This window comes from Anoxynatronum sibiricum (assembly GCF_039414295.1).
In the GTDB taxonomy this organism is placed as follows: domain Bacteria; phylum Bacillota; class Clostridia; order Peptostreptococcales; family Tindalliaceae; genus Anoxynatronum; species Anoxynatronum sibiricum.
The window spans coordinates 355,910-368,463 of record NZ_JBCITM010000001.1; the positions used below are offsets into that span (position 1 = coordinate 355,910).

10 protein-coding genes are annotated in these 12,554 nt (G+C 49.4%); all 10 read left to right on the forward strand.

Annotation, left to right across the window (positions count from 1 at the left end; all coding sequences use genetic code 11):
* The 10 genes from uvrA to uvrC all read left to right on the forward strand — a co-directional run bounded on the left by uvrA (nt 1) and on the right by uvrC (nt 12,547).
* Entirely contained in the window at nt 1-2,859 is a 2,859-nt protein-coding gene (gene uvrA / locus AAIG11_RS01565) for an excinuclease ABC subunit UvrA (RefSeq protein ID WP_343184525.1), read from the forward strand.
* Nucleotides 2,860-3,050: 191 nt separating this feature from the next.
* Nucleotides 3,051-3,239: a Sec-independent protein translocase subunit TatA/TatB gene (locus tag AAIG11_RS01570; RefSeq protein ID WP_283408194.1), complete on the forward strand. Its 189-nt coding sequence runs from the start codon at nt 3,051-3,053 to the stop codon at nt 3,237-3,239.
* Between the two features lie 26 nt (nt 3,240-3,265).
* Nucleotides 3,266-3,436 carry a twin-arginine translocase TatA/TatE family subunit gene (locus AAIG11_RS01575; protein WP_343184526.1) on the forward strand — a complete coding sequence of 57 codons (171 nt, stop codon included), beginning with the start codon at nt 3,266-3,268 and terminating at the stop codon, nt 3,434-3,436.
* Nucleotides 3,437-3,473: 37 nt separating this feature from the next.
* Nucleotides 3,474-4,178, forward strand: coding sequence for a twin-arginine translocase subunit TatC (tatC, locus tag AAIG11_RS01580; protein WP_343184527.1), 705 nt, complete (start codon nt 3,474-3,476; stop codon nt 4,176-4,178).
* 145 nt (nt 4,179-4,323) lie between these two features.
* On the forward strand, nt 4,324-4,968 hold the full coding sequence (locus AAIG11_RS01585; RefSeq protein WP_343184528.1) for a TorD/DmsD family molecular chaperone: 645 nt from the start codon (nt 4,324-4,326) through the stop codon (nt 4,966-4,968).
* A 13-nt stretch (nt 4,969-4,981) separates the two neighbouring features.
* Complete coding sequence (locus AAIG11_RS01590; RefSeq protein WP_343184529.1) at nt 4,982-7,225, forward strand: molybdopterin-containing oxidoreductase family protein; 2,244 nt, start codon at nt 4,982-4,984, stop codon at nt 7,223-7,225.
* Between the two features lie 21 nt (nt 7,226-7,246).
* On the forward strand, nt 7,247-8,128 hold the full coding sequence (locus tag AAIG11_RS01595) for a 4Fe-4S dicluster domain-containing protein (protein ID WP_343184530.1): 882 nt from the start codon (nt 7,247-7,249) through the stop codon (nt 8,126-8,128).
* A 44-nt stretch (nt 8,129-8,172) separates the two neighbouring features.
* Nucleotides 8,173-9,495, forward strand: coding sequence for an electron transport complex subunit RsxC (rsxC, locus tag AAIG11_RS01600; protein ID WP_343184531.1), 1,323 nt, complete (start codon nt 8,173-8,175; stop codon nt 9,493-9,495).
* A gap of 18 nt (nt 9,496-9,513) precedes the next feature.
* Nucleotides 9,514-10,455, forward strand: a complete 942-nt coding sequence (locus AAIG11_RS01605; RefSeq protein ID WP_343184532.1) for an RnfABCDGE type electron transport complex subunit D — start codon at nt 9,514-9,516, stop codon at nt 10,453-10,455.
* Nucleotides 10,456-10,651: 196 nt separating this feature from the next.
* Nucleotides 10,652-12,547, forward strand: a complete 1,896-nt coding sequence (gene uvrC / locus AAIG11_RS01610; RefSeq protein ID WP_343184533.1) for an excinuclease ABC subunit UvrC — start codon at nt 10,652-10,654, stop codon at nt 12,545-12,547.
* The last annotated feature ends 7 nt before the right edge of the window (nt 12,548-12,554 follow it).

Here is a 12,554-nt window from a genome sequence, read left to right on the forward strand (position 1 = left end):
GTGGCACGGAACGAAATTACCATTAAAGGCGCCCGGGAGCATAACCTTAAAAACATTGACCTGACCATTCCCCGGGATCAGCTGGTGGTCCTCACCGGACTCTCCGGCTCAGGCAAAACATCGTTGGCCTTCGATACCATCTATGCAGAAGGACAGCGTCGCTATATTGAAAGTTTATCTGCCTATGCCCGCCAATTTTTAGGCCAAATGGAAAAGCCGGATGTGGATGACATACAGGGGCTGAGTCCTGCCATATCCATTGACCAAAAAACCACCAGCAAAAACCCCAGGTCTACGGTGGGAACAGTGACAGAGATTTATGATTATCTGAGGCTTCTTTTCGCACGGGCAGGCATTCCCCATTGTCCGGTTTGCCATCAGGAGATTCGGCAAATGACGGTGGAACAGATTGTTGATCGGATCATGCAAATGGAAATGGGAACGCGTTTGCAGGTCATGGCACCAGTGGTGCGGGGCAAAAAAGGAGAGCATCAGAAGTTACTGGAACAAATTCAGAAAGAAGGCTTTGTTCGAGTACGTATTAATGGTGAAGTTCGGGAAGTGTATGAAGAGATTAAGCTGGAAAAAAACAAGAAGCATCACATTGAAATTGTGGTTGACCGTATTGTGGTGAAAGAAGGCATAGAACAGCGTCTTTCAGATTCCATTGAAACAGCTCTTCGGTTTACTGAGGGGTTGGTGCTGATGGATATTCCAGGTGATCAGGAAATCATGTATTCGACTCAGCTTGCCTGCCCGGAGCATCAAATCGGCATGGACGAGCTGGCTCCCCGCATGTTCTCCTTCAACAGCCCCTTTGGTGCCTGTGAAGTTTGTAAAGGGATTGGGCATATGAAAGAAGTGGACCCGGAACTGGTGCTGCCCAATCGGGAACTGAGTATACGGGAAGGCGGTGTGGCTCCCTGGACGGGAACCAACGGCCAGTCGGAAGACACCTATTATTTTCGTATGCTGGAACAGCTGGCAGCACAATACAAAGTGAGTCTGGACATCCCCATCAAAGAACTGCCGGACGGTTTTCTTCAGACCCTTTTATATGGTTCGGGCAGCGTAAAAGTATCCTTTCGTTTTGAATCCCGCTTCGGTGGTGAGCGCACCTATTCTTCCACTTTTGAAGGTGTGATCCCCAACCTGACAAGAAGGTACGAGGAAACCAGCTCTGATTACATGCGGGACAAAATTGAATCCTTTATGAGTGAGAGTCCCTGCCCCGCCTGCAATGGAACGCGACTGAAAGCTATTTCTCTGGCGGTGACGGTGGCAGATAAAAACATTCATGAAATGACCATCATGTCAATACGTGAGGCAGTCGCCTTTTTTGAAGAAATACGGCTGGATGCCCGCCAGACAATGATCGCCCGCCAGATTTTGAAAGAAATCAGAGAACGGCTGCATTTTCTGTTGGATGTAGGACTGGGTTATCTGACCTTGGCACGCAATGCAGGCACTCTTTCAGGAGGAGAATCCCAGCGGATTCGACTGGCCACACAGATTGGCTCCAGTCTTGTGGGCGTGTTGTATATTCTCGATGAACCCAGCATCGGACTGCACCAGCGGGATAATGAGCGCCTATTGAAAACCCTGCGGCATCTCACAGATATCGGCAATACGGTGATTGTGGTGGAACACGATGAAGACACCATGTTCCATGCAGACCATATCATCGACATCGGTCCTGGTGCAGGGATTCATGGCGGAGAAGTGGTGGCCCAGGGAACGCTGCAGGATATCCTGAACACACCTGCTTCCATCACAGGCCAGTTTCTTCGGGGAGACCGGTTTATTCAAGTACCAGACAACCGGCGACCGCCCAATGGTCACTGGGTGCGAGTGCGGGGCGCCCGAGAAAATAATCTAAAGAACATTGATGTGGAGTTTCCCCTGGGAACTTTTACCTGCATCACGGGTGTTTCCGGATCGGGAAAAAGTACACTGATCAACGAAATATTATATAAACGGGCGGCCCAGGAGTTTTACCGAACCCGGGAAAAACCCGGCGCCCATGATGCCATTGAAGGCCTTGAGCAATTGGATAAAGTCATTAAAATCAGCCAGGATCCCATTGGGCGCACCCCCCGATCCAATCCCGCCACTTACACCGGGTTATTTGACCCTATCCGTGACCTGTACGCCCAGACAACCACAGCTAAAATGCGGGGCTATCAAAAGGGACGGTTCAGCTTCAATGTTAAGGGCGGGCGTTGTGAAGCCTGCAAGGGTGACGGGATCATCAAAATCGAAATGCACTTTCTGCCCGATGTTTACATTCCCTGCGAGGTGTGTAAAGGGAAACGGTACAACCGGGAAACCCTGGAGGTCAAGTATAAAGGAAAAACCATTGCTGATGTATTGGAAATGAACGTGGAAGAAGCCTTGTCCTTTTTTGAAAGCCTGCCCGCCATTCGCAGAAAGTTACAAACCATGATGGATGTCGGATTGGGTTATCTGAAACTGGGACAACCCTCCACCCAACTTTCCGGCGGGGAAGCACAGCGCATCAAATTGGCGACAGAACTGAGCAAGAAGGGCACGGGACAGACTCTCTATATTTTGGATGAGCCCACCACAGGCCTCCACATTGCCGATATCGAAAAGCTGATACAGGTTTTGCAACGACTTGTTGAAGCAGGAAACACCGTTGTGGTGATTGAGCATAACCTCGAGGTGATCAAAACGGCAGATTATCTCATCGATATGGGGCCGGAGGGAGGCAATGAAGGTGGTACCGTGATTGCCACAGGAACACCGGAGGCTGTGGCTGCAAAAGATCATTCGTATACCGGTCACTTTCTGAAAAAAATACTTGAAGGAGAGCGTCGGCAACAGTCGATCTCATGACGGCCAACATAGCGACAGTCTGGGCAATCCACAGGCATCCTGGATTGTCGCTCAAAGACGCTACAATTAAGACAATAATGTAGTTCGGAAAATCTTGAATCGAATAATCGTTGTCGAAAATACCTTGCCTGAGATAGTGAACCATTTGCGCAGTTAGAAAAGGGTTGGAAAAAACGAAAGGAGGTTATCGCATGGGACGAATTGGTTTTCAGGAACTGCTGGTAGTTTTTGGACTGGCACTGCTGATCTTTGGCCCGACAAAGCTTCCTGAAATAGGGAAGTCACTGGGGAAAGGGATTCGAGAGTTTAAACAGGCATCAAAAGAAGTGAAAGACAGTGTCACCTTGGATGATGATGGTGATGAACCAAAGACTAAATAATCGATTCTGGGAAAGCGGGTGACGTCATGCGTTTTGGATGGTTGGAAGTACTCCTCATTGCAGGGGTTGTGTTGCTGGTCTTTGGACCAAAGCGATTTGGAATGATTGGCAAGTCAGCCAAAGAGAGCCTGAAAGAATTTAAGGATGAAGCCACAAAAGATGAAGCGGAAGAACAAATAAAACGAAAGAATCATTAAAGGATAGGTGACAAGCGTGACAGACGAGAGCCGAACCATGAGCATCATCAGACACCTGGAAGAATTGAGAAAGCGCCTGATCATCTGTCTGTTAGCCCTGGCAATCACAGCGACGGCTGGGTTTTTCTACGTGGACGAGATTCGCGTTTTGCTGGTCAAGCCTGCCGGGCCAATAGAGCTCATATACATCACACCGCCTGAAGCGCTGATGGTGAACATACGATTGGCTATACTGGCGGGGATTATGGTGGCCATGCCTGTATTCGTGTACCAGCTGCTGGCTTTCATCATGCCTGCGCTCTATAAAAACGAAAAAAAGCTGCTGGTGCCGGTGGTTTTTGCCATGATTCTCATGTTTATCGCAGGTATTCTTTTTGCTTATCGAGTTGCGTTTCCCTTTGCCATTGCTTTTTTTCTGAAATTTGCCTCGGATGACCTGATTCCACTGTTTACCATTACCCAATACACCTCATTCATTACCCAGTTTCTGCTCACTTTCGGCCTGGTATTCCAACTGCCGCTGCTTTTTCTTTTTCTGGGGCTGATCAATGTGGTGACAGCTCCGCTATTGAGACGCATTCGAAAATATGTGATGCTGGTGATTCTCATAGGAGCTGCCATTATCACACCGCCAGATGTGGTTTCACAGCTGATGATTGCAGCACCGCTGTGGGTGCTTTACGAAGTTGGTATTCTGCTGGTTATGCTGGTACAGTTTCGGCGGAGAAAGAAAGGGCAATAATAGAATCACATAGGAGTATATAGAAAGAACATAAGAAAGCGAAGAACACTAAATGAACCTTCAAAAAATAATTCAATTCTTATCTCTTTATGATACAATGAAAGAGTTAATTTGAATTTCTGGAAGTTGCATCGGAGAAGGTTAAGTGTTTAACAAATCTTTTGCTGCAGCGGTCAGTGAAGGGAAGGTGATGGAGATGAATGTGAATCATCAGGATCGGGTTGTGCAATATGTATTGCATGCTCGATTTTTTTATGACCAGCTGTTAGCTAAAGATTGGCCTGTGTTGCAAAACACTTTTAAAGCCATGACACCTGCATGTCGACAAGCTCATCAGCTGCTTAAAAATGAAATCGAAAAAGCGTTATCTGACAAGGACGCTGAAGAAAAGCTGCGGGTGGAATACGCCCATCTTTTTCTGCTTCCTGAAGGTGTGAAAATGTATGCATCCGTTCACCAAAGCAATGAACCACTGCTAAGGCAGAAAGCCTGGCAGCAGGTGTCAAAGCGGTATAAGACTCATGGTATGAAGCTTGAACCAAATGAACTTCACCCTGAGGACCATGCCTCGGTTGAACTGTCGTTTATGGCGCATCTCATTGAACAGGGTGAAAGCTGCGAAGCTCAGCTTGATTTTTTGCAAAAACATGTGCTGATATGGCTGCCGGGGGCATTGCAGAAGCTTTGCACACATCCCAAGGCAGAGATCTATCGGTTGGTGGCTGAAAGCACATTACATTTTTTGAAAGAGGAAGAACAGCTGCTGATGCAGCTGATGAATATGGAATAGGAGGAACTGAACCATGCAATCCACGAAGAAATCTACGTTTGAGATGGACCGGCGCGCGTTTCTGAAAACCGCCGCCGGCGGAAGTTTGGCCGCCGGTTTGGGACTGGGAATTCCCCGCTTCGTTCATGGGGAGCAGCAGAGTGTGATTGAACCCCAATCCAAGGTGGTGAATACTTTTTGCAGTGTCTGTGGCGGTGGCTGTGGCATCCGCGCCCACGTGGTGGATGGCCGCGTGGTACACTTGGAGGGAAACCCTGATGATCAGGCAGCCGAGGGGCGATTGTGTGTCAAAGCCTACTCATCGATCAAAACCCTGTATGACCCTGACCGGCTGAAATACCCTATGAAGCGCACCAATCCTCAAAAAGGAGAAGGAGTGGACCCGGGGTTCATTCAAATCAGCTGGGAGGAAGCTTTTCAACTGACAGCGGAGAACTTTCAAAAGGCCATCGATGAACATGGGCCGGAGTCCATCATTTTCTTCATGCGGGGACAGGACTTTGCCAACCGGCTGCGCAATGCCATCGGCACCCCCAATCATGTGGCCCATCAGAGCACCTGTTTCACTTCTCAAGTGGCCAGCTGGTTTGCCCAGGTCACGGGTGGCGGACGTCCTTATATTTACGATCTTGAAAACTGCAAATACATTATGGGCTTTGGCTTCGACGGCCTGGGGAAATCCAAGAACATGCACATTCGTGGCATTACCAGGGCGTTGGCCAATAATGCCAAAATGGTAATCCTCGACCCATATATGTCTGTGACAGCCCGAAAGGCCCACGAATGGATTCAGATTAAACCGGGAACAGATCTGGCCTTTGCCCTGGCCATGATTCACGTGATTGTTAACGAAAGCCTGTACGATGCGGCGTATGTGGAAGAAATGACCTTTGGCTTTGATTACCTGACTGACTTTGCCCGAGAATACACGCCAGAGTGGGCCGCTGAGATTACCGAAGTCCCCGCCGAAGACATTCGTCGCATTGCCAGGGACTTTGCCACCACCAGGCCAGCCCATATCTTTACCCACAAAAGGGATGCTGCCGGCCCCAATTATGCCAACAGCACCCGTTTGGCCCAGGCCATTGTTATTCTCAATGCCCTGGTGGGTACCATTGACCGGGAAGGCGGGCTGTTGTTGAAACGCAGCTTCCCCACACCCAGTTTTGACGAGGTTTTCCCCCGGCCGGATTTCCCGGAGCGGCGCAAAGAGCGCATCGACGCCTGGGAGCAGCGGGAAATCATGAGCCGCTTCACCAATGGTGACTTTGCAACTGTGGCGGATGGCATTCTGAACGAAAAACCTTATCCCACCAAAGCGGCACTGGTGCGAAAATACAATCTGCTGGCTTTTCCCGAAGCCAAGCGGATGGAAGAAGCACTGAAAAAATTGGACTTTATTGCTGTCTGTGAAATCTACCCCTCAGAGATGGCCATGATGGCCGATGTGGTGTTCCCTGAGCCCTATTGGCTGGAGACCTCCGGCGTGTCCGAACGGGACTTCTTTTCCCGGTATCCCCAGCTGGCGGTCCGCACCCCGGTCATTGAACCCCAGTATGATACCAAAGGGTTCAGTGCCATTATCGTTGAGCTGGCCAAGGCCATGAATCTGGGACATTATTTTGAAGAGGCTTCTGGCGGCAAATGGAACAACGCCATTCTGGAAGCAGCCGGAACCACATGGGACGAGATGAAAGCTCATCCCACAGGGCTTTGGGGTGACGAAAAACCGTTTGAAGGCAAAACCAGTTTCAACACACCCAGCGGAAAAATCGAACTGTATTCAACGGTGATGGAGGAAAACGGCTTTGATCCACTACCCCACTGGCGCCCCCGGAGGGAAGAGCCAACAGCAGATTATCCCTTCCATTACCTCATCAACCGACCGCCCATGCATAAAATGACAGAATCACAAAACAACCGGCTCATCATGGCATTGTATGGCGAAAACCATGCCATTCTCAATGACCGCCGGGCAGCTGAAATGGGTATTCGTGAAGGTGACGAAGTGTTTGTGGAATCCCGGGTTGCCAAAATCAAACTGAAAGCGAAACTGACAGCAGGCATTCGTCATGACTGCGTCTGTGTTTTCCACGGGTTTGGTCACTGGAGCCAGGGACTTAGCCGGGCAGCAGGTATTGGTGCCAATGACGGTGATTTGATCCCATCCATGACCCACGAAGAAATGAAAGCACTGCATGATCCAGGTGCTGGTGCCTGTATGCTTGATTTTCCCGTGAAAGTGTATCGGGCCTAACCCTGAGAGAGGAGGATATCAATGAGTAATCAAAACGAAATGACCATGTTGGTGGATCACTCCCTCTGTATCGGGTGTGAAGCCTGTACAGCTGTCTGTAAGAATGTCTATGACAGCGATGCAAGTATATATGATGTCACCCCACTGATTTTTCGCACCAAAATCAGCGAACTGAATACAGGAGAATACTACAGCGGCAGTGCTGCCGGCAGCATGAGAAAGATATATAAGAAAAATGCCTGCCTCCATTGCACTGAGGCTTCCTGTGTGATGGCCTGTCCCACCAGAGCCTGTCATAAGAATGAAGACGGATTGGTGGTCATCGATGAAAGACTGTGCATCAGCTGCAACTACTGCGCTAAAAACTGCCCTTATAATGCCATCAGCTACGATCGGCCAGCCGGGGCTGTTAATAAGTGCAGTCTCTGCGATGCTCGCATTGACCAGGGGTTGGAACCTCTATGCAGTACTGTCTGCCCCACAAAAGCAGTGCAGTTTGGATCGCGGGATACCATGATTGCCCATGCCAGCCAACGGGTGGAAGATCTGAAAAATCAGGGTTATGTCAGTGCAAATATATATGGAACCACAGAGTTCAGCGGCCAGCGGGTGCTGATGGTCCTTGATGAAGCACCATCAGCCTACGGATTGCCGGTGAACCCGCAAATTCCCCTTTCACTGCGACTCTGGAGTGCACTGCCGCTGCGTCCTCTGGTGCTGGCCGCAGTGGGAGCCGTTGTTGGTTTCAATTTCCTGCATTCCAGGAAATATGAACAGAAGGCGGCAGAGGTGCGTCAGAAACATGCTGCTGCTCCCTACTGTTATGTGATTCCCGGGCAGGATGAAGATGATGATCTGGAAGCCATGGATCGTGAGCGTGAATCCTCAGACAGTTCTTCCTAACCATGCCAACCGGCAGAAAATAAGAAGGGGTGAAGCAAATGGAGATGAAATCTTTTAAGGGTGGTGCTCATGTACCCCACTTTAAACGCTATACAGACCGCATACAGATTCAACCCATGTCAGTGCCAGATCGGGTGATCATTCCCATGCACCAATGTCTGGGAGCACCCTGCGAACCACTGGTAAAAGCGGGTGACCGTGTTCGTGTTGGTCAAATCATTGGTGACTCAGGTGAGATGATCAGTGCGCCAGTGCATGCCAGCGTCAACGGAGTGGTGGAAAAAGTGGAAACCCTGGCATACTGCAGTGGTGATGTGGCTAAAAGCGTGATTATTAAAACTGAAGGGAAGGATCATTCCTTCGAACCATCCGTCAAACGCGATCCGGGAGCCATGAGTAAGGAAGAGACTATTCAGGCCATCAGAGATGCTGGTATTGTTGGGATGGGGGGAGCGTCTTTTCCCACTCATGTCAATGTGAATACACGGCAGCCAGTGGATTATCTGGTGCTGAATGGTGCTGAGTGTGAACCCTTTCTGACTTGCGACCACAGAGCCATGGTGGAACGGGCAGATGAGTTGGTGGCAGGGGCAGAAATCTTAAGCCGCGTTATTGGTGCTAAGAAATGTCTCATTGGTATTGAAGTCAACAAACCCGATGCCCTTGAAACCCTGCAGGAAAAAACCAAAGACAACGAACTGTTTGAGATCGTTCCTTTGGCGGTGAAGTATCCCCAGGGTTTTAAATCCATTCTCATTAAATCTGCCACCGGCAGAGATGTACGCCGGGGAGCTCGATCAGCTGAAATTGGCTGTATTGTTCGAAATGTGGGGACCACCATTGCTGTCTATGAAGCAGTGGTGTACGGGAAGCCATTGATTGAACGGGTGATTACCGTCAGCGGTCCCCAAGTCCCTCATCCAGGAAATTTCCTGACAAAAATTGGTACACCTGTGGGTCATATGTTGGCACATTGCGGTGTAACCTCCTATGAGGATATGAAAGTGATATTGGGAGGCCCTATGACGGGACGGGCTCAGGACACTCTGGAAGCCCCGGTGATCAAAAACAGTACCGGCGTGCTGATGCTGCCTGTTGAAATGGTGCGGGAACATGCGCCTCACGAGCACTGCGTACGGTGTGGCAAGTGTGTGGCCCGATGCCCCATGCGTTTGTACCCCAATCAGCTGAGTATTTTTGCTGAAACTGAGAACTATGAAGGGTTGGAAGCATGGAACATCATGGACTGTATGGAGTGCGGTATCTGTGTGTTCAGCTGTCCTTCCAACCGGCCCATACTTGAATTCATACGACATGCCAAGCCGGTGGTCAAAAAAATGGAGCTGGTGCGCAAACAAGCCCAGTAGCAAAGGAGGAGATCGAAAATGATAAAAGCAGAACATTTACCGGTATCAGCGGCACCCTACCTGAAAGATGATGTGTTCATTCATACGGCCATGCGCGATGTGATGATCGCCCTTTTGCCCATCTCCCTGGTATCTGTCTATTTTTACAAAGGGTATGCACTGATGATGATTGCCCTGTGCATGGCAACGGCAGCGGCGACAGAAGTCGTTTTTCGCACCATTCGAAAGAAACCGGTGACACTGAAAGATGGCAGCGCTCTCTTAACAGGACTTTTTGTGGCATTGCTGTATCAACCCACAGCTTCACCTGTATCGGCCGTGCTGGCAACCGTGTTGGCCGTCGGCATCGCCAAAGAGCTGGCAGGCGGACTGGGGATGAACCGCTTAAATCCAGCGCTTTTTGGCCGTGTCTGCATGATATTTTTGGCACCTCTTCTGGCAAGTGTGATGGTGGGAGTTCCCAACTTAGGAAGCATCGATGTGGTTTCAAAGGCCTCCCCATTGGCCATGCTGGGTGGCGGAATGGAGATGCCCGGCTACTTGCAGATGTTTTTAGCCTATCCCGGCGGGGCGCTGTCAGAATCTTCTCCTCTGGCGTTACTGGCGGGCGGTGTCTTCCTCTACATGAAAGGCCATATTAACTGGCGGGTACCGGCATCCATTTTTGTGACAGTATTTGTGCTGTCGCTGGTCACCGGCCAGGATCCTATCTATCATCTGTTGTCCGGCGGGTTAATGCTGGGTGCCCTCTTTATGGCCACAGACTGGGTCACGGCCCCCATTACCACCGGCGGCAAATTGATTTTTGGAATCGCCATTGGTTTTCTGGTGATGTTGTTCCGGGTCTTTCTGCCACCGACAGAAGGGGTTGCCTTTTCCATTCTTATAATGAATGCTTTTGTACCTGTCATTGATAAATCCACCCGACATCTGGCTTTTCTGGAGCCCAAAGAAGCTTAAGCTGTGAAAAATGAACAGAATCAAACCTGCGCCTGCTGCTTATGCGGCAGGTTTTTTTCATGCTATAAATCAAATGTACGAAGACATGGAAAATGGGAGCTGAAAGAGGTACAATAGAATTACATGACGAATCTGGTTAATCAAAAAGAAGAGAAACACGCCAATAACTGATGATGGACTGGAATGAGGGCATATAATGATGAAAGAAATGACATTGGAGGAAAAGCTGAAAAACTTGCCTGATCAGCCTGGTATTTATCAAATGCTGGATGACCGCAAGGAAATCATCTATGTGGGAAAAGCACGCAGTCTGAAAAACCGCGTACGTCAATATTTTCATTCAGAAAACAATCATCCGCCGAAGGTGCGGGCCATGATGCAAAGAGTAAGAGATCTCAACACTATTGTGACAGATACAGAAGTAGAAGCCTTAATTCTTGAATGCAACCTCATTAAGGAAAGTCGGCCTCGTTATAATATTTTGCTGCGGGATGATAAAAGTTATCCCTATATCAAAATCACACAGCAGGAAAGCTTTCCCCGGGTGATGAAAACCCGCAATCTGGTGAAGGATGGTTCCCGATATTTCGGCCCCTATACAGATGCCGGGGCAGTGAACGAAACCCTGGAATTGATTCGACGCATGTATCCACTCAAATCCTGTTCACGAAAAATTGACACGAAAAGCGGCCGCATTGAGCGACCCTGCCTCAATTATCATATTCGAAAATGCCTGGGTCCATGCAAAGGTGGATTACATCAGCAAGAATACCGGGAAATGATTCAGCAAGTCATCCTCTTGCTGGAAGGAAAACAGACTGAACTGCAAAAAGCACTTGATCGGCGGATGAAAGACGCCGCAGAAAGCCTTGATTTTGAACAGGCAGCCATATTAAGAGACCAGCTTGCAGCGCTGGAAAAGGTAACTGAAAAACAAAAAATGGACCGGGGGAGCGGTCATGATCAAGATGTGATTGCAACCGCCTCCAATGACGATGAAACCTGCGTGCAAGTGTTCACAGTGCAGGATGGTAAGATTGTGCGCCAGCATCATCATTTGATGAAAACCGACCAAGGTGAAGCTGCTGGTCATATTCTGGCATCATTTATCAAACTGTTTTACGATAATGCGCCCATGGTTCCAGGAGAAATACTGCTGGAAAAGCCGGTGGATGACCAGCAGGTCATAGAAGATTGGCTTGCCGACAAACGGCACCGAAAGGTGTCTTTACTGGTACCTCAGCGGGGTGAAAAGAAACGCCTGGTGGAACTGGTGAAAAAAAATGCACAGTTGCAATTGGAGCAACGTGAAAACCGGCAGCGACAAAAAGAAGCAGCCGTGACTCAGGTACTGGGTGACTTGCAGCAACTGGCAGATCTTGATCAGCCACCACTGCATATCGAATCAGTGGACATATCCCATACGGCGGGTGTGGAAACAGTAGGGGTACTGGTGGTCTTTGAAAATGCCAAACCCAGCAAAAAACATTACCGAAAATACCGCATGCGTCAGGTGACAGGACCTGACGACACCGGCAGCATTGAAGAGCTGCTGACACGACGACTGTATCGGGGCCTTCAGGAGGCCAGGGAAATGGCAGCCGGAGAACGGATTTATGACCAAAGCAGACAGGGAGTCATGCCAGATTTGCTACTCATTGACGGTGGTGCCGGGCAGGTGTCTGCTGCGGAAAAAGTACTGCAGCGAATGGGGGTGCATATTCCAGTGATGGGCATGGTGAAGGATGACAAACACCGCACCAGGTGGCTGTTGAATCGGGGAACTAAAATTGACCTTAAAGGAAATCCGCCATTATGGCGGCTGGTAACTGCAATTCAGGATGAAACCCACCGATTTGCCATCAGCTTTCATCAACAGCGACGCAGCAAGCAGTTGACTCATTCAGAGTTAACCACCATTCCAGGCGTTGGTGACAAACGCCGGCAGCAGTTGCTGGAACATTTCAGAACCGTTGATGGCTTAAAAAAAGCCACGGTGGAAGAATTGACCCGGGTACCGGGCATTTCCAAAAGCGTGGCAGAAAATATCACAGCTTATTTTCAGGCACAGCAGCAGACCAGCAAAGAATGAAAGGATG

What these genes read in the sequence shown, in the direction of transcription:
- AAIG11_RS01570 (WP_283408194.1), top strand. Translation starts at nt 3,051, where the DNA reads ATGGGACGAATTGGTTTTCAGGAACTGCTGGTAGTTTTTGGACTGGCA.
- AAIG11_RS01575 (WP_343184526.1), top strand. Translation starts at nt 3,266, where the DNA reads ATGCGTTTTGGATGGTTGGAAGTACTCCTCATTGCAGGGGTTGTGTTG.
- tatC (WP_343184527.1), top strand. Translation starts at nt 3,474, where the DNA reads ATGAGCATCATCAGACACCTGGAAGAATTGAGAAAGCGCCTGATCATC.
- AAIG11_RS01590 (WP_343184529.1), top strand. Translation starts at nt 4,982, where the DNA reads ATGCAATCCACGAAGAAATCTACGTTTGAGATGGACCGGCGCGCGTTT.
- AAIG11_RS01595 (WP_343184530.1), top strand. Translation starts at nt 7,247, where the DNA reads ATGAGTAATCAAAACGAAATGACCATGTTGGTGGATCACTCCCTCTGT.
- rsxC (WP_343184531.1), top strand. Translation starts at nt 8,173, where the DNA reads ATGAAATCTTTTAAGGGTGGTGCTCATGTACCCCACTTTAAACGCTAT.
- AAIG11_RS01605 (WP_343184532.1), top strand. Translation starts at nt 9,514, where the DNA reads ATGATAAAAGCAGAACATTTACCGGTATCAGCGGCACCCTACCTGAAA.
- uvrC (WP_343184533.1), top strand. Translation starts at nt 10,652, where the DNA reads ATGATGAAAGAAATGACATTGGAGGAAAAGCTGAAAAACTTGCCTGAT.